Here is a 21,955-nt window from a genome sequence, read left to right as displayed (position 1 = left end):
CCCCTTCACCAAGTCACCCCAACTGCCCCTCCAATTCCGCCAGCTGCTCCTCATACTTCTGCAGCATATCATTAAAATGTTCCGGAACCAGTTCGACGATCTTCCCCTTCACCATATCCCGCAGGCCCTTATCCTGGCGAAAATCCTCGATCTTCAGCTTCCGCTTCAGCGACTTCTCCTTATCAGTAATAATGGATTTCACGAAGGGGTTGCGCCGCAGCGCCCGGATCGCCCGCTTGGTAATGTCGGGATCGCTATTGGTCAGTACCCGGATCTGCTCGTTGATGGTGACCGCCTGCTCTTCCTTCAGTGCTTCTATCTGCCGTTTGATTTTTTGTTGCTTGCGTTGGACCTTCTGGTCCTTTTCCTTTTGCTTGACCGCTTCCTCTTTGGGATCGGTGTAGCCGTTGACCAGTGCGTTTACAAAAAAGCCGGCAATGTTACTTTTGATCTGCCCGTTCATCTTCGCCCGCCGGGTTACCCGTACGGCCTGCTTGACGTGTTTTTCCTCCCGACTTTCCAGCAACTTCAGGAATACGGTTGGCGTAACGCCGAATTTCTGGATCACGACATCCTGGTAGGCGGTGAATAGCCGGTCTTTCTCCGATACGGCGGTGGCTACTTCTTCCACCTGCTCGATCACTTCCCCGTCCGGAAAATCCAGACTTTGCTGACCGATCTCCCCGCGGATCCGTTTTACTTCGTCTACTTGTTTCGACTCGAATACGAAGTTCAGGGCAACGACCTTACGGCCTTCTTTAATGCGGCCTACGTCGGTAATGGTGATATCGGTATGGGCGTTGATGTCTTTGATGGAGGGTTTGATCACCCGCTGGTGGAAATTGGCAAATAGTGGGTATTCGTCGTTCAGCTCAAACATGCGCTTGAGCTCGTCAATGCGCAGGGTCCGCTCGCCGATCGTTTCGTACTGCTTCAGCAGCTCGTAGACGCGCACGGGGTAGGTGCCGAGTTTGATAACGTTTCGCAGATCGTAGGCGGTAAAGTTGCGTTGCAACTGCAGCAGCAGGGGTTTCATCTCGGGCTCTACCGTCACATCGAGGTATTCTTGTTCCTCTACCCCTTGTTTTTGCTGCCCCTCCGCCAGGTAGTTGACCGTCCGGATGATGTGGTACTCGGTTTCCCGCTTGAAGCCGTTCTCCACATTGCTTACCTTGAAGGTCTTGCGCATGAGGCTTTTTCCTGCTTCCCGCAATAGATCGTACGATTGGTTGGACCGCAAACCGAAGGTCTTGATCACGTCTTTGTACCAGATCCGGTAGGCTTTGAAGTCTTCGTCTTCCCGCCGGATGTGGGACAGGACCGTCAGGAAGAAGCGGGTTTCCCACACGTCAAACTTGTAACGGGCTTCAATCAGCGTGTTGGCTTTCTTGATGAGCGTGATCCCTTTGTTCTTCTTCCGGGTTTTCTTCCGTGTTTTTGGTGCCATAACTTATGGATGAACTATATCAAATTTGGGAGCGGTTTTGCTGCAATAGACCAAATATAACAGTATTGGGAAAATTTTTCTCCCATTTTTGCTATATTTTTTCCCATATCTGTTATACTTGTGCTGAAAAAGCGGCTTTGACCCTGTTCTTTGGACAGGGCATCCCATTTTTGTTATACTCCCCCAATCTTGCTATAGTTCTTCCCATTTCCGCTATACTTCTTCCCATATTTGTTATAGTTGTGTCCCATTTCCGTTATAGTTCTTCCCATTTATGTTATAGTTTAGCTTGCAACTTATTGATTAACAGCTAATTACAGAGGCCTAAAAGATTTAAAAATATTATTAAAAAGAAAAAAACAACAAAACAGGATAGTAAACTTGTTGTTGGTGATCTAAATTTTAATTTGAAAAGGCTTACAGCCTCAGACTTTAATGGATGAGAATACCGTAAAACCAGAGATTTGACGGATACTTATCGGCAAAAATAAAAAACAAAAGAAAATTTCCCACGTGTCCCAATTTTGTTATAGTTCTTCCCATATCTGTTATAACTCATTTCAAAGACCGGCCTCTCCCAGGCCTGTTTTACATTTACCCAACGGAATTTTTCGATCTACCGGCCGCATTTCCCTGAATACTACAGCTCGATTGGATCATAGAGCGAAATTAAAAGGGAGATCAGCGTGATCCAGCCCTTAAAAATGAAATTTACTGATCTGAAACGGGAAGTAATCCCCTTTCATCAATGTCTACTTGTCCCAAATCTGTTATAGTTCTTCCCAATTATGTTATACCTCATGGGAATATGCGCCCACCTTGTAGGGTGCTTTTTGCTTCGAGATTCAAAGAGGTTTCCCAAAATTGTTATACTTCCTCCCAAATCTGTTATAGCTATACTGGCTTTCTGCTTACTTCTCGCATCTTCCACCGTAAGTTAATGGTCGCTATTCCGTGCATAACCAGCAGATCTCGCTTCTTTTGTCCCAATTTTGTTATAGTTCTTCCCATTTCTGTTATACCTGATGGTGCCAATCGGATAAACTATGAGCGCATCTGGTTAGATCCCGCTATCCCAAATCTGTTATAGTTCCTTCCAAAAAAGTTATAGTTTAATCGAGATTGACGCCATCTTATTGATCTTCAAATATTTACTGTCCGGAGGGAAATGGGCAGCCCCGGACTAAAGCGGCCGGCACGAATTGTAAGAAAGGCTCGGGCACCCGGGATCTGGTGCCGGTAGATAGAGACTTTTGCCGCCAGGCCTAATCCCGACCGGCAGCATGCACCTTATATATATAGGCAGGGCACCTAAAAGATAAGTATTATAACCAAGGAACACCTTAGCCAATTACACGCTGTAGGCTCCACAACCATATAGCCATCCAACCATCCAGCCATCAACCGTCAACCATCCACCGTCGACCGTCAACCATCCCCCCTACTTCGAAAACTTCGACAACTCCTCTTCCGACATATTAAAGTAATCCAGCAGTACGCCTTCCACCACATCGGGAATGGTCAGGCCTTTGTTCTTGGCGATCCGCAGGAGCAATTCCTTCAATTCCGGACGGATCATGGTTGTAAATTTTTTCCGTCCCTTGTTGGTCAACTGCGGCTCGTCCTTAATCGCCTTGGCGTCGGTCAGACTGAACAGCTGATCGGAAGCGGCCGCCTTGGGTGCGCTTTTCTTCCGTTGCTTTTTGGTTTTGGTCTCGTTGGCCGGCTCGGCCGGTTTCGCACTTTCCTTTTTGGGGACTTTTACTTTTGCCGTCTCCGGTTTGGGTGACTCCTCCTCGGTGGGCTTGCTGACTGCTTCCAGCGCCTTCTGTACTTCGTCTATTTCCATAAACCGACTTTGCTGTACGGCAGATACCCGGTGTCGTTTAGCCATCATTTACGATTTTGTAGAATTCGTTAAACCATTTGCTGAAATTTCTTTTGGCGCGATCGCTGGATTGCTCTTCGTAGAAACTGCTGATCGTGTCTACATTGCGGAACAGGGCGTAGCGGTGCAGCTTCTTGTCCATAAATTCCATCCGGAACATATCCTGGAGCTCTTCGATCTCCTGTACCAGGAACTGATCGTCCAGCGTGCGGTTTTCGAACATGTTTATAAATCCGGTGATCTCCAGATCGGCGCCTTTGGACTTCCGGACTTTCTTGATCTGCAGCGCGACCTTCAAAAAGTCGATCGTGGATTCTACCACGTAGTTGCCCGGAGCAAAGGGAATAAAGAGGTGATCGGCATACAGCAGAAATTTGGTGACCTCCTGCTGATCGGCCGGCAGATTGACGTCGAGCTTACCCGGGGGGTCAATGATAATGTACTCGTACTCCTGGTCGAGCTGCTTGATGTCCTTCTGGAATTGGGCGATGTTCTTGTACACGACTTCGTACGGGGTAACTCCTTCTATAAAGCGAACGTCTCCCAATCTCCGCTTGATGATACTTTGCTGGATGTCGGCGTCCACTAAAAGTACCTTGTGCTGGTAAGGGGCGTTGGCCAGTGCATTGGCGACCATGCTGACGACGGTGCTCTTGCCCGCACCTCCTTTCTGATTTCCTACGATGATTATTTTTGCCATGGCGCTAAGGTAAGTATTCGTATTCGGAATACAAAGCAGTATTCTTATTCTTATTCGGAATATGTTTGCGTAATCGGAATAAGTAAATGTATTCCGATTAATTTGTTGTATTACGTAATACGTTTACGTGTTACGGTTTTGTGTTCTCCTTCGGTAATACGTGCAGGATTTGCGATTACGTAATACGGGAACTTAGTACGTGGCACGTAAGCGTATTCGGAAGTTGTGTTTTGAAGTGCCGGACACTTTAGAAATACGTAACACGTGTTATGTATTACGCCATACGTTTACGTATTACGTAATAAAATACGTGGTCTTTCATCCGGACCATCGCGGTGAGGTCAACGACTTGAATGAGCCAAAATGGATAATTTTTGACAACGTTCATTTTGAGGCCTCCTGTTGATTTGAGTGTACTGAGTCGGTAAGTTGGGCAATTATTTCCTGAAATGCTGTCTGGCAGCCTGAAAAAGGGCTTAAAATGAATTTTTTTATTCGTCTTGTCCGGTCTGCGCCGGCAAATCTCTGTGGAAGCATTTTTGGAACGCTGAGCAGATTTTTTCGCGGAATCGTCTAATAGCAGCGTTACTGACGACAACTCTATTGATTAAAGATATCAGATTAAAGGTGATCCCTGTATGTTCTGAGCTACTTTTTTTACGATTGAATCTGCAAATTTTAACTCCTACATTTCTAGAAGTCGGAGATGGAGGAGATTTTATTCGGTGTATATGGATCAGCTAGCGGACTGTTTTTAGCGCGGCTGATCCTCAATTGTGTTCGTTACCTGGATGGTATTCTTCTCCAATTTTTACTTCAAACGCCTTAAAAAACACGAATAGGGTAGGGGAGGAGTCCGTTTTTTGGAAAATTCGAAACAAAATCAATAGACAGATAGCTGAATTTATTGTCCTTTTAAAGGTGAAAATAAATGAGCAAACTAAAACTATCCACTCTATCTGATCCTATTTGTTCTAGTATTTGGTAGAGAATTGCCTCTCTCAGCTATAGCTGAGATCGGGAACCTTCGCCCCGACTATTTGTTTTCTTGATTAATAGTCGAAAGCATAAATTTCACGAACGTTCTTACTAGTGCCCAAAATTATTTATCAGCAGGGTAGAGGGGGAGGTCAATAGTGTTTAGTCTAAGAGGGATCTTGTGACTTATAAAGAGAAATTTGGTTAATCTGCTAACCAGGATCTTATTGGTTTCATTTTTAGTCAATGGCCTGGCCAAAGCTAAGGGCAAGATTGTTTATTCATGCCGTATCCGGCAAAAATCATTGGAATAGCGTTAACTGTTATTTTCCTTCCATGATAAATTGGAAAAGGGGACTTAGGTCCATGCCTAAAGTCCCCATCCATTAACCATCAAAACATCAGGCCATTAACTTCATGCCTTCATGAGACAATTTCTGCAAGTCTGCAAGTAGCTGTTCCGCTTCCTTGGTAATACCTTTTAAGGCCACAATTTCCTTGGAAATAGAAGCTCGCAGACTTTGTACCAGCATAACCTTGAACAGATCATTACCTCCGGCCAGTAACTCATCTATGGCTTGTAACTTCTCTGCGGCCTGCTGGAGCGTTACCTCCCATTCTTTTTTCATCTGCTGATTCAATTGACTTTCCCGTTGTTTCAACTGCTCGTCCTGTATGCCGGAAGTAATCTCATCCAGCATAGAAAAATAAGCCGATGATCGCCGGTTCACCTGGTCGAAGCTCGCTTTCAACTGGCCGATGCGCTCTAGCACACCGGTCCAGACTTCTTCGAATGCTAGCGTCAAAGGTCTTGCCTGCTCCGCATCGTAGTTTTGAAGAATGGTATCGATCCGGAAATAGGCGTGCCCCAATCCGTGCCTGCTGATTTCCCGCTGGTCTTCAAAATTTTCGATCGACTGTAGGAACCGATCACTTTTTTCAAAAGACGTCTCGGCTCCCGTACTGCAGGACCATTGCAGGCATAGGCCTACGCCTAGTATTAACATTAAAGTCATCTGCTTTCCAATGCTACTTGGCTTTAGTCTTTCCGGTGTGGACCGGAAGCAAAATGATTTATAGTTTGACATAAGAAAATGTTTTTTTTGAATGAAGAGAAAATGGATTGTGATCGCCGGTACCGACGGGAACTACGTCGTCAAGGTACTGGTAGCGGATCATGGCCCCGAGCAGATATTCCTGATCCTGGATCATGACCAATTCCCTCGGTATGAGCAGCACTTTTACCTGTCGTTTACTACCGGGAGTAATATCCCGGGCAAGTACGATCAGATCGTTTCCTTCATGGCGTAAAATGAAAAATCCCGCAACCTTGGTGGAAAGGGAAGCACTTACTTCTCCATAAACCCACACCGGTTGATTCTGGAGTCCGGCATCGGTCCACATTTGCGTGAATTCGATCTGCGGAGCAACCTGATAGTCAGCTTCAGAAAAACTCCTTCTTCCTGGGCTACTGTAGTAAAGCCAGGAAATAAACATAGCTAGCAAAATGAAGTAAATTAGTTTCGTTCTCATGAGCATGTGGTTTTACCGTTTCAGAAAAATATGGATGACCGTTATCATCACTTACACCACAAGTATCAGCTTTAAAATTTCTAGGTAAAGCTAGGCGAGGCACGCTTGGCCGGTATATTGCTTATGGGAGGTACTGTTGCTAGCCTTTTGGAAAAGCTTCAGCCGTAATAAAGCAAAGTGCTAATACCTAATAGTCTGATAGTAAAATGAGATAACCCGATTGCGTTCTCATAAGCTTGTGGTTTGTCGTTTCAGATAAATGTGGATGATCGTTATCATCACTTACACCACAAGTATCAGCTTTAAAATTTCTAGGTAAAGCTAGGTAAGGGCAAAATCATGTGACTTTTGAGCCTGGCAGGAGGGTTAATTCAACTTTTTGGAGAAAAAAGTATCGAGGATGAAGTGGTCACACAAGACCGGATGATTTTAAAAGTTTCCATCTGTTGGTTGTAGCGCAGAAAAAATAAACAACAGGCTATCCGTTCACTAAAAACCTCTTCCATCTCCCCAAAACAAGCGGGCCATTTCCAGCTTATACCGGCCGATCATCCGGGGATCACTGGTGCGAGCCAATGCATGGATCAGATCCCGCAATAAAACATATTGCTGAAGCAACTGCGACATTTGTTCGCTTTGCAATTCCTGCCGTATAAGGCTATCGGCTAACTCCCCGTACTTCTCCTGGTCAAAACTATTCAACAATTGAAATTGTAGCTCTTCCAGGTCATCCATCCGACGACCGGAAAAGTAGTCAGCTAGCAATTGATAGTAAACGGCCCTTTTTCGTTGATGATAGGCAGGATTAAGCTTTTTTAGCATATCTACCGTCGGGCCTTCCGTGCTATTTTTTTGCTGGTGGGAAACCCATTTATCACCGGCCAAGGCTTTGACCCATCCTTTGTAAGGAGTTAGATTTTTTTTGTGCACTACCAGGTAAACGGATTCTTTGGTTGCAATAATTTCCTGAATGATTTCCTGAGCTTTTTTATAGGCTATCGGATTAATCGCTTCGTCAAAGATCAGAATGTCGGGTATGGGAATGCTGGAGGCTTCTGCTTCGTAATCGTTTGAAATCTGTTCGAAGCTGATGGATTTGATCTTTCTTCGTTCAGGTTGGTCCCAGAAGATCCCGAAGGGCTGATAAATTGGTACTGTCCACTCGGTGTATTGGGTACAGATGATCAATAAGTTGGGGTTATAGGTATTCATTTTTTTACGGGTTCTTAATGTAATCGGGTGCGCGCTCCGAATAACATCCGGCATAAGTGGAATTTTGAGGGGGTATCGATAACGTATTTAACAATGTTATTGTACTGCTGAAAACTGAAATGTAGAGGCAGACGGTGCGGCTTGCCTCTACCGGAGATCAAGATAATCTCTATCCGCGGATCAATGTCTATAAAATGCTTTTGGATCCACCGCTCGATCTCGTCAATATCTCCTATCAATTTTTCCAGCAAGCCGACGTGGAAAATGAGAAAGTCCATCCTCCTCCAATGCATTAGCTGGTGGATCCACTCTATAAGTCGCTGCTCCGTATTCTCTTCGAGATATTGATGGTACAGACAAGGGATGCCTTCTTCATCGGGATTCGGGACAAATAAATTGAGCCAGCTGAGATATTCAAAGAAATCTTTTGCCGCAAGCTCAAAAGGCGCTTTCTTTTTATAAGCTTCTTCCTGTATCCGTTCGTCAATAACTACTACCTGGGTAATGGCGGATTCCATTAATTCAATCTCTAATTTTCTTTTTTGGTTCCCTGCTTTTAGTTTATTGTAACCTATAAGAAGTTTGCCTAGTGGATCAGTAGTGCCGAATGCGTTGTAAAAGAAAAATTGCCGGGGGGTATTCAAGACCCTCTTTCGCATTTTTGAACCGTGTGCATCGAATATGATGGCTTCCATTGGACTGTCTTCTGGCCTTCTTTTGCTCCTGTTTTCATCCGCTGAAAGCGCCGGCAGCCCGTATAGGTAGAGGGTGAGTTGGAGGTCGTTAAGGTATTTTCTGGTTTGGAAATAATTCAACCATTTTTCCCAGATCCAGCAGATCGCAGCGGTCGGATCTTCGTTTAATTTTTGTTTTAGGTTCTCTTGCTCAACTTCATCCTGAAGAACCAACCACCGGTACGGAAATCGCTTGATCCGTTTGTTGGTACTTCGGCTTTCAAAATCTAATAATAGTAGAATGTTGTGGGTGTGGATATCCTGCTTTTTTTCACTTATCGCTATTTTAGTCAGTATCTTGATCCCGTATGGTATCCACTGATGAGCGCTGGAAATATGGGTGAGTCGGTCCCGCGAATCGACAATCAGGATCTCCCGTGGTTTTTTTAGATAAATTTGATAACCTAGATAGGCCCGGTCCGGACGTTGGCTCAAGGGTAGGGGAACGGCTTTTAAAAAAGGTATTTTTCGATGGTGCTCTCCTCCTACGGGCAAACCCGGCATTTTTTTGCGCAGATAGCTCGCTGCTAGGTCCATTTCTGCAATCCCCCATCCCTTCTTTCTTACTTCGTAGTTTTTTTCAAACAGTTTCGCTTCTATATAGGCCCGATTGAGTTGGTCCGCTAATTGTCCTACTACTTCTCGTTCATTATCGATATTGTCGTGGATATAGATCGTATACCCACGATCGTCTTCTTCTACCACTTTCACGGTGAGCAAAAGGTAATCTACGTCCAGAAGAATTTCATGCTTAGCGGTATTGCGAATGATGTTTTCCAGGATCATTGCCAAAGCGCTAATCCCCAGCTCTCCGTTGGGGATCTGGACCATGATATCTCTCCGATCTGGACGTTTACCCGGAAGTGTATCCAGATGGTTTTCGTACTCTATATCGATCAACTGAATGTCTGTCCCACTGATGAATTTATTGACGACTTCTTGCTGGCGTAACGGTTCCAAGACCTCCAGATTGAGCATGGCCGCTACTGAGGCTACGGGTTCACTGGTAGAAAGGTCGGCCAGCAAATTCATTCGGGTCCTTAAATAGGAGAGGAAATCGGTTACCTTTCTTAAATTTTCGTCCAGATCGCTGACTTTGATGTAATCTCCCTGGTCCATGGTCCCGTAGACCAGTTTGCCCAGATTGGAGGTCTGACTGAACCTGGACAGAATGTGAGAACCCAGATTGTGGGATATATTTCGGGAGGATATCACCGATACAGCGTACCGGTTGGCGGCCTCTTCAATGGCGTGTTCCTGGAGCTTCATGATGATGTTCAGCATATTCTTGGATAATGCACTGACAATGGTGTTGATCATCCCGTTTATTTGCCGACGGCCTTGTTCTCCAGGGCCTGATTGAGCAGGTTTTAGGTATCGGAAGGTAAACATAATACCACTTACGCCTCCCGAAAAGGTCATCGGAACCACAGCGTGGCACCACCAGTAGCGTTCTGGGTGCTTTAATCTTTTTTGATCCGCTGCGTATACTTCTTGATGAAGCTCCAGCCAGTCCTGCCAGGCTCGTCGGGTAGAATTGGATATTTTTCCTCTGGCCTTGGATACCGCATTGATCCGCTCCATTTCTTCGGATACCTCTTTTTTTTGGGAGGACTTGGCATTAATTGCTCGCTGATCTTCTAATAGTTGTTTTTCCTCAGCACTGGTTATTGACAAACGTCGCTTCCATTCTTTCCAAGCTTTCAAAAGTTTTTTCCACCGCTTACGCGAAGAGTCTCGTGGTAGTTCAAAGATGTTCTTATGTTTTGGTACTTTTGCAAGCTTGCTGAGCAGGGAGGTCCATTCTAGCCATTCCTCATTGCTGAGCTCTTCCCTTATAGAATGGAAATGGCGACTGCCCAGCATCTTATCCAGCATTTCTTCGTCCTGTAGATTGTAAACAGCTGGATTCCCGAAAGAGGGGAGGTCTTCTGCCGTCCACGCATCATTGGCAAAAAAGAATTCTAAGCCTTTTTTACTGACCAGTGGAGTGAGTGACGGCTGATTTAAGTTGGGGTCGTCTTTATCTCTTAGATAGCGTACTATCTTTTTAAGAATGGGCACCAATTCCTGAAATTGCGGATAACTTTTAGCTTCCAGAATACTGCCGAAATATCCGGTGTAATGACTGTCCATTCGGTATACCCGTAGTAATTCGTTATCGTGAAAAAAGGAAGACCATAGGATCTTGGCATTCATGGGCTCGATGATGGTGTTAACATCAGCTGTGGCCAGATTGAGTTGAATGGGAATTATCGTATTAAAAGTTCTGGGCAGGTATTCTGCGTTGATCTTTCGGTAGAGTTCGCGCCTCTGCAGTTGTCGAACGATCCGGAAACGAAGTTGATCCGGCTCTACCGGTGAGAAATACTGATCTAAAAAGAGATAACGCCCGCTTTTTTTGAGGATTTTAATCACCAGATATTGCCCTTCGTGAATCCCGGCGCCCAGGATCAGGGCCGTGGATCTTTCGTAAAACTGTTCCATCTCGGCGATCATCATCGAGCCGGCCCCGTTGTTGTGAAATTCCGGTAACACCGCTACCTGATATACATAACCGAAAGCACCGAGATGGGCGAGATCTTGTAGGAAAGGAATGTCGTGAATGACGTAATGTGCAAAGTGATGAAGGGGAAACTGATCACGCAGCATCTCCACATTGTCCAGACAGAGCATAAAACCAATGCATCTTTGGCTATTTTTATCGATTGCCATAAATAATCGACCTGTCTCGATCAATCGTTGCTTGGAATAACTGATTAAACCGGCATAGTCGGTTTCATCAATGAGATAAGCTCCCATCTTGCGCTTCCCTTTACGTTCAGGGCGGTTGGCATCGTAAATGATCTTTAATTGCTCCAGATCTTCTTCCTCGAGTTCCGAAAATTTTTTGTGAAGGATAAATGTGTCTATCATGATCAGTCAGTGAGATTTTCTTTGTTAACCTGCAACCAAATCCATTCTTCCGGAAATACCAGGTCTCTCGTTTCTTGCGGAAACTGGCTTAATTGATAGGTTTTTCCGGTTTTGATGCCGAGACAGTTATTAAGTATGTCTTGTTTACTTTTGTACAGGGTGCCTTTCTTTACATGTGGTCCTAGTAAATAGTTATAAATCGTCTCAAACCTGGCTTGGCGTTTTTCCGTTGCTGTAGGACGCGACCCCAATTGCTGATCAAAATAATGGTCCGGCAGTTGGAGTAATCCGATAACCACCCGACGGCAAAGTAATTGCAGGCACAATATGTCCAGGTTTTCTTGCTCGTGGCCAGTTACGTCTTCCTGCAAAAACTTATTTTGAAACCGGTGACCGAAGCCGGCCTTGTGGTATATCCTGGTTTGAAAATCAGTGAAAATTTCCAAGGCTTGATTACTGATCTTTTGATTCCTGGCTTTAAATGAATCGGTGTAGCGAAACTTAAGATATTGCTCCCCAATGGGTTTTTTCCGCAAATCCAGACTGATGTAGCGCATCTCACTGCGCTTTTCTTCCGATTTTTGGAAAACGCGCCGAATAAAGCGTCCAAATTCTGGTTGCTCTCCGGAAAAAATGCTGTGCTTATGAAATAATTCGACCGAACTTGATGGTCTTAGGTCCAATTGTCCGAAATGGTACGAGGAGAGGTAGGCAAAATATAGATTTGGATATTCCTTCTGTAATAGGCGCATGATCTGACTACCCTGCTGCCGGGCTATTCTGCCATGTTGATCGTATAATCTGAAATCGCACAATACTGTACAGATACTCGGATATTCGACCAAATATGATTTAGCCGTGATGAGATCGGGAGCAGTATGCACTATAATATGATAAGGGTCGAGAAGCTTAGTCAACTTCTCCTGGTCTTCTATCATATCGTCAATAAAAAGGATATGTTGTTTTTCCGGTGGGTTGGATTCTACTGGACTTACACGGTTTCCAGATATTCCCGCTAACAGCTGGTCGTATAACTCCGTCAATAAACTGTAGAATGCACTTTTTCCCTTTAATTGTCCAGCGTTTGCCCGGAAGATTTCCAACTGTTTTATTAAATTGACGGATGTACCTTCGAAAACTTTTAGTAAGGGGATCAATTCATCAAAGACCAAATCGATCGCCTTCTGGAGCTGAAACTTTTCCGGTCCCTGCTCCAAGCGGGCGTACAAGCGATGAAACAATTCCCTGACGTAGGTCGGTGGATGTTCGTATAGGATGCGCACCAACTCGTCAAAAGACATATGGTCTCCCTTCTGATCCAGCGGAGGATCAAGATACAAAGCCAGGTCTTTCTTTCGGGAAGGGATTAAGGTGGATAGAGGGACAAAGCGAACTAAAGGATCAAGAAATATTCGGCGTCCGGAATGACGCTCAAGGCTTTTACATACTTGCATCCCTACCAAAAGATCATCTCGCCAGCTGGTCATCAGTATCGGTTGCTGACATCGAAAGTCCCGCCTTAGGCGTTCGATCAGTTCCAGACCTTCCCAATTGCTGTATTTTTCGGTGTCGACCAGTACGCTGGCCTGAATGATAAAAGCATCAAAATCGGATAAATACAAATGGAAATGTGCTCGTCTATGATCAAAAAGATCACCTAAATGAGCTATAAGCGGAGCTACTTCTTCGCAGCATATAATAGCAATTTTCATTGGGATTTAGCGATTGGACGTTGACAATTCTTTGGAGAACGTAGATTAAATATATGTAAAATTCCCCCAATATACATTATGCTGAAAACATGTTCTGATATTGAGTTATCCTTATGCTTTTTCTCCTGTACCAATTTTTGGTCACAGTGTAATCATCTCTCAATACTGGACTATACAGCCGAGCAGGTTGTGAAACCTCCAAATTTTTCTTCGAAACTACTCGACCCTCATAACTCGCTTTCATTTTTAAAAGGGCTTTAGCGGCTGGGAAGTGAGAATCGCCGGGCTTGATAGCTGTGTATGCTGTAATTGCTTCACCTGGAGAAGCTATTGACTTATCTTCCGGGAAGGTTATCCCCAATTGTTTCTCCGTGTCATCATGAAAATCGGTAAAATCGAAGTTTTTTAGTACCTGCCGGAGGTATTAGCAGCTAATTTGAAGGGATTCATTTACAATAGGCCTATCAATAACTTTTCGTCGAATAGAAGATGATGTTTGTCCGAAAGATATGCCTGATTATTTTTATTGCTACAATTTGCCATCAACTCAACAGGGTAGCTGTAAGCGATTTACAGCCGCCCTTTTTTTGTGCGTACCCAATCCTTCCAGCTACCGAATTTCTTAACGAATGCTGACCGAAGCAATTTGAAGACGCTGATCAGTCCATACGGAGTCAAGGTGTGCAATAGATCTTGTCGAATATTCAAGTACTAATGGTAAGCCATTCGGCTGGTCCAGTAGCACACCAATACTTCAACACCTGAACACGCGCCTTCGCGTCAGTAAAAAAGGTAACCAACATGAAATTCGCACTAGCTTTAGCTTTTGTCCTGGCCACCTCTTTTGTGGCTTACTGCCAATCCCCGCAACCAGAACCCGCTAAGCCGCAGTCCGACTTGCTCGCTTTCCTCGATTCTCTCCGGTTGGATCCGTCTTTCCAGCAGGAGATGAACCAACTGGCAGAAGGCCTGTTTACGGCTATCGGTGCCTCGCCGCACTCGATCCTGCACCAGCCTTTGCCGGATTTCTCTCTCTCGGACCTGGAGGGCCAGATCCTTACCAATGAAGATCTCTTCGGCAAAGTGGTATTGCTCCATATCTGGCATCCGGATTACGAAACGGCTCCCGAGCTACATACCCAACTCGATCAGTTGCAGGACTTTTACCAGGATCAGGATGTACTGTTCTTGTCGCTCACCACCGTTCAACCGGAGTACCTTACGCCTTATCTACAGCGTTTCCCGCTCCATTTCCGGCATTTCCCGGCAGCTTATTCCCTGATCTGCCAGATCAGCATGATCCCCCAGAATATTCTCGTCGATCGCAACGGCATCATCCGCTACACCACCGCGAGCTTCTCGGACCTCATGTTCGGCAAAGACACCCTTGATCTACCCGCCCTCCGCGAACAGATCGATGATCTCCTGGTGGAATAATGATCATTGGGTATACGGATCAGAGACTGTGCTCTACGTACCAGATGCTAAATCGCCAGCCCTCTCAGATCCGTATCCCCAACCATAACAACCACCCAACCCTCAAACCATCCAGCCATCAAACCATAATAACCATCCAGCCATCAAACCATCAACCCTCAACCATCAAACCCTCAACCACAACAACCATGAAACCATCCCACCTCATCATCATCCTCTCCTCAACCATCGCGTGCACCAAACCCGATATCACCACCCTACCCCCCGAACCCCCCAATAAAGCCGACACCACCGACACCCTCACCTTCACCGGCTACTACCAACCGGAAGACTGCCGACTCTTCATCAACGCCCGCATCACAGCCACCGGCGAACTCGTCCCGGACGATACGGTTGAACCACAATCCTGCCGCGAGGCCGCATCGCCCTTCAGCGTCGAAATCTTCCGCTTTCCCAACTTCCTCGGACCGGACCATCGTGGCCTCCGGTTTTCCCTCAACCAGCACCGGTTGCTAGCTAACTATCAATTCCTCCCAGAGGGCTTCAAACTGGATAGCTTTTTGGTCTCCGAACGCAAGATCTACACTTTTGCGTCTCCCGGTCACCAACATCTGCAAGTCTTTTTCCCAGATACCATGCTGACAACGCCAGTTCGTCAGCAGCAGCATCGATTCTCCTTCCAGCTCGTCCGGGGTGGGGGAGGGGCTCCTCAATTCACGCTTCTGGAAGGCACTTACGATTCCACCCTGGATCTGGTAAATTTCCAAAATTTGCCAGATCTCCCTGCTCCGGGCAGCCTCAGCTTCTCTATGCTGATTGACAGCGCCAGCTCATCAGTAAGGATCCGCAGCATCTACCACCTTCTGACCGAAGACTTCGCCCTTTGGAGCGACAAGGAGGATTGTGAGGATCTCCAAAACTGGGATCTGCAACTCATTCCCGCTACCGGCTATACTATGCTGGAAGCAAAGGTCGATCCGCCGTTCCTGAAGTGCTCAATCCAAGAAGAGGCTTTTAATTTTAGAATAGCGCTGCTCCGGTAGGCTCTCTTTTTTCATTTCTAAATCCAGGACCCATGTCTCAATCAACAATTGAAAAAACTTCCAAATACCTCTGTTTCCCCGGTACTCAGGTACCCCTGGCCTGCTTCTTAATCCATTTGCAGCAAGGGTACACCGTCACCGAATTCCTGCAGGACTTTCCTTCCGTTCAGAAAGAACAAGTGGACTATTTTCTGGAAATTTTGATCGAGGAAATGAAAAAGCCGGACTCCGTTCTTTCGGAATGATGAAGGCTACGGTCATCGTCATGTTTTCAGGGGAGCCAACTCTTCCGACTTTATTCATTGTGGATTCGGGTAATGCTGCGCGCGTACTTCAGGCTGGACAATTTTTAGTGTAATCGTACTTTCGATTCTGCTGCCGCCGGGTAGTGACCGAATCCGCTCTACTATCGAAGGCTATCGTTTATCCCATTCCTGCAGCAGAGTTTCCGGATCCTCGCCCCACGCTTCGATCACTTCCAGGGCAGACTGCCTGAGCTGATCAAAAGCGTCCGACCCCGCAGCGAAGGCGGCTAATATGCGGAGGGTTTTGGTTGCGAAATGTAAAGAGACTTCCCGTTTGAGCAGACTTTCCTGATAGAATATGCTTAGGTTGACGGCCGCCATCGCTACGTCTGGCAGGTATTGTTGGGGATGGAGATCGGCTAGTTCCTGGTAGACTTTTAATGACTCGGTGTAATATTGCTCCGCTTTTTCCAGGTCTCCTTTTTCCGAAATGGTATTCCCGAGGTTGTTTAGCAGTAGGCCGATATGGGCCTCGTAAACCTGTGGGTTAGCCTCGGCTAAAGCCCGGTATATTTTTAACGCTCTTTCGTAGCCGGCCAGGGCTGCTTCCATCTGGTCATCTTCGTATTGAATGTTTGCTAAATTGGTAAGGGTTGCCGCCAGATAGGGTTGATAGGCGTGATCATCCCGGCGCATCAATTGTTCGTAAACGGCTATTGCTTTTTCGAGTAGGCCGCGCGCCTCCGGGAGCTCATTTTGTCGCCCGTGCAGATTGGCCAGGTTGTTCAGGAGGATCGGAAGATAGGGCGTGTAGGTGCTTGGATGCAGTTCGGCCAACTGTTGGTAGGTTTTCAGAGCGGCTTCGTAGCCGGCCCTGGCCGATTCGTGGTCACCGCTATCGGCGTGCAGTATGGCCAGGTTATTCAGGGTTCTGGCCTGCTCCGGTAGATATACGTATGGATTTTTTTGGGCTAGCGACTGGTAGATCTCGATGGCTCTTTCGTAGAGCGTCCGGGCCTCGTCAAAATCGTGTTTGCCGGCTGCTATCAGTGCCAGATTGTTAAGGACCATGCTGATGTCTCCCAGGTAGTCGTCGGGTTGACTCTCGTTTAATTGGGTATAGATCTGTAGGGCTTCCTCGTAGAGTTGCTGGGCCCGGGGGAAATCTTGCTGTAGCTTGTAAATATTGCCCAGGTTGTTCAGCGTTTCTCCTACCGCAGGAAGATGGAGGTCGGGGCTTTTCCCGGCTAATACCCGCCGGATCTGCAGTGCTTCTTCGTATAGGGGTTTTGCTTTTGGGTAGTGACCCCAGTTCCGGTATAGTTCTCCAAAACTATTGAGTGTCCACGCTACTTCGGGTAAGTACGTATCGGGTGCCGTTTCGGCCAGACTTCTTCTGATGCGGAGTGCTTCCTTGTACCGCTGTGCCGATTGCTGAAATTCGTGCCGGTTGGCGTGCAGCAATGCTAAATTGTTGCTGAGCAGCGCCTGGTAGTGTAAATAGTCGGGTAAGTCTACCTGCTCGAGTTGTTGTAGGTAGGATAAGGCGGCCTCGTATTCGGTATACGCTGCGTCATTTTGGTGATGGGTTTGCAAAAAGTACCCGAACTTGAGCAGATATTGGGTTAGAAATCCCTGGTTCCTGGATGCTTTTGCCGAGCGTTTCCCTTTTTCAAAATAAGACGTGGCTCGCTCAAAGCGGTCTGTTTGCTGGTAGTTTAGGTTGGTGATTTCGGCTTTTACCAAAAATTCGTTGGCGTTGTCGACCAGCTGCTCGGATACTTTTTGCTGCTGCTGTTCATTTTCTAAATATTCCCGAAATTGGGCTGTTAGGTATTCGTCCGTGAGGATATCGGCGGCTTGTCGCAACTGTCCACCCGAGTAGGCCTGCCTGATCTGACGGATCTTTTCACTACCTCTTACCTTATCTAGGGTCAGCGCCAGATCGAGAATATTGGCTCGCATGTTGTTTTCTTCCTGGACAACCTGCTGGATTTGGCCGGCTAAAACCGCATAATTTGCCGCAGTTGCCTCTAATGGCGCGATTGCTTGTTGAAGTTGTTGTTTCCGGTCTTGTAGATCCTGATAAATGTCGAATCCATCGTAAAAGGCGTCCAGCTCAAGGTGGGTGTTCCTGCCCGACCTGATGTCGTCTGCCATTACCCGGATTCGGGCCGCCAGCTGGACTTCTTCGGTGACGAGGATATGGGTGTTTCCTCGAGAGAAAATATCTTGCAGAAAGGTGGAATTCTTCATGACTCGGGGCTTTGTTCGTCCGTTAGTTCCCGCAGCATGGCTGCCGGATCTTCTCCCCAGGCCTTCAGGATCTTAATGACGCTGTGAAAACAGTTTTTGACCATAGGGGATACTTCTTCCAGTTGGATGGCACTGGCCAGGGTGAGTCTCGCCATCTTTACGGATACTTTCTGATCCGGCAGGTGGTTGATGTATAATATGCTCAGGTTGGATGCCGTGATGATCACTCCGGGAAGGAAGGCCTGGGCGTCCTCCTCAGCGAGGGAAGAATAAAGGTCCAGCGCTTCTTCGTACCGGGAGGCTGCCAGATGAAAGGATTCCTGTTGCGTGTGGAGCTCGGCCAGGTTGTTTAGGGCCATCGCTACATCAGGTAAAAATACTTCCGGGTTGACCTCAGCACTTTGCTGGTAGATGGCTAAGGATTCTTTAAAGCACCGAGCTGCTTCCTGGTATTCGCCCTGGTCTTTTTTTAGAATGGCCAGGTTGTTGAGCGTACCTGCCAGGTAAGGCAAATAGGCCGGAGGGGCAATTTCTACTAATTTTCGCTCGATCTCAATGGCTTCTTCGTACCGCGGTTGGGCGAGGGAGAATTGATCCTGCATCCTGAATAATTCGCCAAGGTTATTGAGGGTCATGGCTACGTCGATCAGAAAGGTCTGCGGATTTTCTATGGCTAATTGTCGCTGAGCCTCTAAGGCGTCCTGGTATAGCGACTCGGCTGCTTCGAATTGGTGCTGGGTCCTGAATAGTTCTCCTAAATTGTTCATCGCCATGGCGGCATCTGGTAAATAGGCCTGCTTGTTTTTCTGGGCTAATTCTTTTCGGATGGCAATGGCTTCTTCGTATTGGGCCTGCGCGAGCGAAAATCGATTTTGTAATGCATAGGAGAGGGCGGAATTGTTTAGTGTTGCGGCTATTTCGGGGAGCAGTTCTTCGGGATTGTCAGTGACGAGTTGCCTTTGAATGGTCAGGGCTTCCTGGAAGTAGATCTGGGCTTGGATGAAGTCACTGTTTTCCCGCAATAACTCGCCGTAATTGTTGAGGGTCATCGCGAGACTGGATAAATATAAGGCAGGTTGCGCTTCGGCTACTGTTCTCTTGATCTCCAGCGCTTCCTTGATGGTCGACCGCGCCTTTTCGTGATCATTGGTGTCGGAATGTAGTACGGATAGGTTGTTGAGCGTGGCGGCTACCTCGTGCCGGTATTCGGGCTCGTTCTCTGCCAGTTTTCTCCGGATCAATAGTGATTCTTCAAAAAAGGATACCGCTTCGGCAAATTCGTTGGTGTTGGAGCACAAAATGCCTAAATTATTGAGGATCATGCTGAGGTCAAAGGCATGTTCGCCGGGATCTTCCCGGTTTAATGTTCGCTTGATCTCCAGGGATTCGAGGTACAAAGTGCGGGCCTGGGGGAATACGAAGTGTCGTTGGAGAAAAAAGGCATAATCGTATTGGTACGCGGCAATATGGGATAACTTTTTGGAGACCTTCACCGAAATTTGACCTTTTTCGTAATAGAAAATAGCTTTTTCAAACCGATCCTCGCGTTCGTAATTCAAATTGGTGATTTCGGCCTTTACCAGAAATTCATTGGCATTGTCGACGAGCTGCTCTGATACCTGTTCCAGTTGCTGCTGGTTGTGCAGGTACTGGTTGAATTGGGTAATGAGGTAGTCCTCGGGTAGGATGTCTTCTACCTGCTTCAGACTGCCCTGGGTGTAGGCTTGCTTGATCTGTTGGATCTTCTCGCTGTCTCGCATTTTATCCAGACTTAACGCCAGGTCGAGAATGTTGGCTCGCATGATGCTTTCCTCCTCACTGATCTGCTGTATCTCGGTAGCCAGACTGATGTAGTCCGGCGCGTGCATATCCAAAGGGGCAATGGCTTGTTGCACCCGTTTTTTCTTATGCTGCAGGTCCTGATAGAGGTCGAAGCTGTCGTAAAAAGTATCCAGCTCAATGTGGGTGTTTTTACCCGACCTGATGTCGTCGATGAGGATCCGGATCTGACTGCTTATAGGTGCCTCTTCGTGGAGTAAGATATGGGTATCTCTACCGGAGAAGATATGCTGCAGAAAGGTAGAATTGGTCACCGGGTTCAGCTTTTATTCAATGCTATAATGGTGTCCAGGATCTGGACTTTGCGTTTTTCCAGATATTCCATTTTGGCGATCAGGGCGTCCTGATCGTGCAGCAGTTCGGATTCTACCAATACTTTGTCGGCTTCGGAGATCAGGCCTTGTTCAAACAGGTCGCGGGCTTTTTGTAAGCGTTCGGTTCGGACGTCTATCTTGAGAAAGGTCTCCGCCAGACGCAGGGCACCGGTTTTGAATGCTACCGCTGCTTTCTCCAGTTCTGCTAATTTTTTGGCTTCAAATAAATGGGTATTGCCTCCGTCCTCGGCCAGGGCCTGTACCCTGGCGCGTTGCGCTGCTATCCGGTCCAGCAGTTTTTGGTAGTCCGGAGAACGCTGAAAGTATTCATGGATGCGGATATCGGTATTCAATCCGGAGACAATGTTGCTGATCTCGTGCTCAATGGAAACATGATTTCTAATGTAGAACAGGATGCCGATATGGGTGTCTCCACCGGAGTGGATGTGCTGAAACCTATGCTCCATCCTGGTCGCTTTTTCCGATGGTGATGTTGGTGTCTCCTTCGCTTCGGATGCCTTGAATGATGGTGTTGTTGTTTCCTTTTATCCGGTTTTTAAATTGATCTCCAATCTGGGTCTGATTCCCGCTATAATTGCCGGTGATCACCTGCTTACTGTTGATGATGGCGATGGCACGCTCCATTTCCTGCTGGATTTCCGGTTGTTCTTCCAGTTCATCGATCTCACAGAGCAGGTCCAGGACTCCGGCTTGTATTTTTTCTTTGCTTGCTTTTTCTTCTGCTTTGGTTATGGTACCGAGACGGATCTCCCGTCGCAGGTCATTGAAGCGGGCAGTTTGCAGGATCGCTTCATTCAACAGCGGACTGTTTTCTAATAGGTCGCCCAGCTTTTGTAGTGCGATGGCTAACTGGTCCTGATTGATGTGATTTCTAATACTTTTTAGGTAGCTGTTCATGTACTAAGGGATATTGTGATGGCGCTCTCCGGAGCCTACTGGGATCAATAGCGATCTGCTCGTTATCAAATAAAGATATCGGAAATTGTTAATTTATTCAAGTGCCTGCTAAGCAGTTGCCGCCGCCAGTTGTAATTTCAAAAATATACTACCGGTATCAGCTACCATAAATCGGGCTACGTTCCATCACCATCATCGGCCAGTTCTTCTACTTTGACGAATTCTATAAAGGCGGGCAACTCTTCTTTTTGGGTATACCTTTGTATCATCTGCCCCTTTTCTACCCATACCGATTCTGCGAATCCATGGGCTGGCGCTCCGCCCAATAGCTGTCTGATATATTCCGGACTGATCTCGTCAATATCCAGAATGAAAATGTCGGGAAGTGACGTCCGGCCATGCACCAGCGCTTCGAGTATTTTGTCGGCAATGACTACGGAATGGGCACTCCAGTTAGCGTATACGATAAGCAGGGCTTTAGTCAGCTCCTCAATGGCCGGTGGATCACGGTCCACCCATTTTGCCCGCGGAGTCATGGCTAACAGGGTATCCCTATTCATGCTTTGGAAATTTGTTCTATTATGTTAACACATTCCCACATTCAAACATTCCCACATTCAACGTTTCCACATTCACACGTTCAAACGTTTCCACATTCAAACGTTGGAATTCCTCATCATAATAGACAGTTGAATTCGGTTAGTTGCTATCTTTAAACAACAAATCGAATTATGGCAAAATTACGAAAACGCTTTACTAAGGCCGAGCGCTTGGAAATTGTTA

At 46.6% G+C, this 21,955-nt stretch carries 16 protein-coding genes; 4 read left to right on the top strand and 12 right to left on the bottom strand.

Features of this window, described 5'->3' with window-relative positions:
* Nucleotides 1-13 precede the first annotated feature (13 nt).
* From CRP01_RS04530 to CRP01_RS04515, 4 genes are all read right to left on the bottom strand, one after another.
* Complete coding sequence (locus CRP01_RS04530; protein WP_099148823.1) at nucleotides 14-1,447, bottom strand: replication initiation protein; 1,434 nt, start codon at nucleotides 1,445-1,447, stop codon at nucleotides 14-16.
* Nucleotides 1,448-2,888: 1,441 nt separating this feature from the next.
* Nucleotides 2,889-3,344, bottom strand: coding sequence for a hypothetical protein (locus tag CRP01_RS04525; RefSeq protein WP_143473267.1), 456 nt, complete (start codon nucleotides 3,342-3,344; stop codon nucleotides 2,889-2,891).
* Complete coding sequence (locus tag CRP01_RS04520; protein ID WP_099148821.1) at nucleotides 3,334-4,035, bottom strand: ParA family protein; 702 nt, start codon at nucleotides 4,033-4,035, stop codon at nucleotides 3,334-3,336. The genes CRP01_RS04525 and CRP01_RS04520 overlap by 11 nt, the downstream gene beginning before the upstream one ends.
* A 1,379-nt stretch (nucleotides 4,036-5,414) precedes the next feature.
* Entirely contained in the window at nucleotides 5,415-6,020 is a 606-nt protein-coding gene (locus CRP01_RS04515) for a hypothetical protein (protein ID WP_143473266.1), read from the bottom strand.
* A 100-nt stretch (nucleotides 6,021-6,120) separates the two neighbouring features.
* Between CRP01_RS04515 and CRP01_RS41810 the strand changes: the two genes are divergently transcribed.
* A complete protein-coding gene (locus tag CRP01_RS41810) occupies nucleotides 6,121-6,324 on the top strand; it encodes a hypothetical protein (RefSeq protein WP_143473265.1) in 204 nt (67 codons plus the stop codon).
* A gap of 711 nt (nucleotides 6,325-7,035) precedes the next feature.
* On the opposite strand, the gene CRP01_RS04505 is transcribed toward CRP01_RS41810, so the two are convergent.
* Genes CRP01_RS04505 through CRP01_RS04495 form a run of 3 tightly spaced genes read right to left on the bottom strand, consistent with a single transcriptional unit; the run spans nucleotide 7,036 to nucleotide 13,120 of the window.
* Nucleotides 7,036-7,758 carry a hypothetical protein gene (locus CRP01_RS04505; protein WP_099148818.1) on the bottom strand — a complete coding sequence of 241 codons (723 nt, stop codon included), beginning with the start codon at nucleotides 7,756-7,758 and terminating at the stop codon, nucleotides 7,036-7,038.
* Nucleotides 7,759-7,772: 14 nt separating this feature from the next.
* Complete coding sequence (locus tag CRP01_RS04500; RefSeq protein ID WP_099148817.1) at nucleotides 7,773-11,408, bottom strand: hypothetical protein; 3,636 nt, start codon at nucleotides 11,406-11,408, stop codon at nucleotides 7,773-7,775.
* A 2-nt stretch (nucleotides 11,409-11,410) separates the two neighbouring features.
* The gene (locus tag CRP01_RS04495) at nucleotides 11,411-13,120 is read right to left on the bottom strand and encodes a hypothetical protein (RefSeq protein ID WP_099148816.1); all 1,710 of its coding nucleotides are present in this window, start codon (nucleotides 13,118-13,120) and stop codon (nucleotides 11,411-11,413) included.
* 801 nt (nucleotides 13,121-13,921) lie between these two features.
* Between CRP01_RS04495 and CRP01_RS04490 the strand changes: the two genes are divergently transcribed.
* From CRP01_RS04490 to CRP01_RS04480, 3 genes are all read left to right on the top strand, one after another.
* Nucleotides 13,922-14,557 (top strand): TlpA family protein disulfide reductase, encoded by a 636-nt coding sequence (locus tag CRP01_RS04490; protein ID WP_099148815.1) that lies wholly within the window; start codon nucleotides 13,922-13,924, stop codon nucleotides 14,555-14,557.
* Between the two features lie 188 nt (nucleotides 14,558-14,745).
* The gene (locus CRP01_RS04485; protein ID WP_099148814.1) at nucleotides 14,746-15,600 is read left to right on the top strand and encodes a hypothetical protein; all 855 of its coding nucleotides are present in this window, start codon (nucleotides 14,746-14,748) and stop codon (nucleotides 15,598-15,600) included.
* 32 nt (nucleotides 15,601-15,632) lie between these two features.
* Nucleotides 15,633-15,845, top strand: coding sequence for a DUF433 domain-containing protein (locus CRP01_RS04480; RefSeq protein ID WP_099148813.1), 213 nt, complete (start codon nucleotides 15,633-15,635; stop codon nucleotides 15,843-15,845).
* 171 nt (nucleotides 15,846-16,016) lie between these two features.
* Here the strand turns inward: CRP01_RS04480 and CRP01_RS04475 are convergent, their stop codons facing one another.
* The 5 genes from CRP01_RS04475 to CRP01_RS04455 form a co-directional block, all read right to left on the bottom strand.
* On the bottom strand, nucleotides 16,017-18,101 hold the full coding sequence (locus CRP01_RS04475; protein ID WP_099148812.1) for a tetratricopeptide repeat protein: 2,085 nt from the start codon (nucleotides 18,099-18,101) through the stop codon (nucleotides 16,017-16,019).
* Nucleotides 18,098-20,194 (bottom strand): tetratricopeptide repeat protein, encoded by a 2,097-nt coding sequence (locus tag CRP01_RS04470; RefSeq protein ID WP_099148811.1) that lies wholly within the window; start codon nucleotides 20,192-20,194, stop codon nucleotides 18,098-18,100. The genes CRP01_RS04475 and CRP01_RS04470 overlap by 4 nt, the downstream gene beginning before the upstream one ends.
* A 5-nt stretch (nucleotides 20,195-20,199) precedes the next feature.
* The gene (locus CRP01_RS04465) at nucleotides 20,200-20,721 is read right to left on the bottom strand and encodes a hypothetical protein (RefSeq protein ID WP_099148810.1); all 522 of its coding nucleotides are present in this window, start codon (nucleotides 20,719-20,721) and stop codon (nucleotides 20,200-20,202) included.
* Nucleotides 20,711-21,172: a hypothetical protein gene (locus CRP01_RS04460; RefSeq protein ID WP_099148809.1), complete on the bottom strand. Its 462-nt coding sequence runs from the start codon at nucleotides 21,170-21,172 to the stop codon at nucleotides 20,711-20,713. The genes CRP01_RS04465 and CRP01_RS04460 overlap by 11 nt, the downstream gene beginning before the upstream one ends.
* 176 nt (nucleotides 21,173-21,348) lie before the next feature.
* Nucleotides 21,349-21,732, bottom strand: coding sequence for a hypothetical protein (locus CRP01_RS04455; protein WP_099148808.1), 384 nt, complete (start codon nucleotides 21,730-21,732; stop codon nucleotides 21,349-21,351).
* Between the last annotated feature and the right edge of the window lie 223 nt (nucleotides 21,733-21,955).

This window comes from Flavilitoribacter nigricans DSM 23189 = NBRC 102662, assembly GCF_002646595.1.
Taxonomy (GTDB): domain Bacteria; phylum Bacteroidota; class Bacteroidia; order Chitinophagales; family Saprospiraceae; genus Flavilitoribacter; species Flavilitoribacter nigricans.
The sequence above is the reverse complement of the archived record's forward strand: the minus strand, read 5'-3'. Positions and strand labels throughout refer to the sequence as shown.

What these genes read in the sequence shown, in the direction of transcription:
- CRP01_RS04525 (WP_143473267.1), bottom strand. Translation starts at nt 3,344, where the DNA reads ATGATGGCTAAACGACACCGGGTATCTGCCGTACAGCAAAGTCGGTTT.
- CRP01_RS04520 (WP_099148821.1), bottom strand. Translation starts at nt 4,035, where the DNA reads ATGGCAAAAATAATCATCGTAGGAAATCAGAAAGGAGGTGCGGGCAAG.
- CRP01_RS04490 (WP_099148815.1), top strand. Translation starts at nt 13,922, where the DNA reads ATGAAATTCGCACTAGCTTTAGCTTTTGTCCTGGCCACCTCTTTTGTG.
- CRP01_RS04495 (WP_099148816.1), bottom strand. Translation starts at nt 13,120, where the DNA reads ATGAAAATTGCTATTATATGCTGCGAAGAAGTAGCTCCGCTTATAGCT.
- CRP01_RS04460 (WP_099148809.1), bottom strand. Translation starts at nt 21,172, where the DNA reads ATGAACAGCTACCTAAAAAGTATTAGAAATCACATCAATCAGGACCAG.
- CRP01_RS04515 (WP_143473266.1), bottom strand. Translation starts at nt 6,020, where the DNA reads ATGTTAATACTAGGCGTAGGCCTATGCCTGCAATGGTCCTGCAGTACG.
- CRP01_RS04505 (WP_099148818.1), bottom strand. Translation starts at nt 7,758, where the DNA reads ATGAATACCTATAACCCCAACTTATTGATCATCTGTACCCAATACACC.
- CRP01_RS04480 (WP_099148813.1), top strand. Translation starts at nt 15,633, where the DNA reads ATGTCTCAATCAACAATTGAAAAAACTTCCAAATACCTCTGTTTCCCC.
- CRP01_RS04455 (WP_099148808.1), bottom strand. Translation starts at nt 21,732, where the DNA reads ATGAATAGGGATACCCTGTTAGCCATGACTCCGCGGGCAAAATGGGTG.
- CRP01_RS04485 (WP_099148814.1), top strand. Translation starts at nt 14,746, where the DNA reads ATGAAACCATCCCACCTCATCATCATCCTCTCCTCAACCATCGCGTGC.
- CRP01_RS04530 (WP_099148823.1), bottom strand. Translation starts at nt 1,447, where the DNA reads ATGGCACCAAAAACACGGAAGAAAACCCGGAAGAAGAACAAAGGGATC.
- CRP01_RS04500 (WP_099148817.1), bottom strand. Translation starts at nt 11,408, where the DNA reads ATGATAGACACATTTATCCTTCACAAAAAATTTTCGGAACTCGAGGAA.
- CRP01_RS04475 (WP_099148812.1), bottom strand. Translation starts at nt 18,101, where the DNA reads ATGAAGAATTCCACCTTTCTGCAAGATATTTTCTCTCGAGGAAACACC.
- CRP01_RS04465 (WP_099148810.1), bottom strand. Translation starts at nt 20,721, where the DNA reads ATGGAGCATAGGTTTCAGCACATCCACTCCGGTGGAGACACCCATATC.
- CRP01_RS41810 (WP_143473265.1), top strand. Translation starts at nt 6,121, where the DNA reads ATGAAGAGAAAATGGATTGTGATCGCCGGTACCGACGGGAACTACGTC.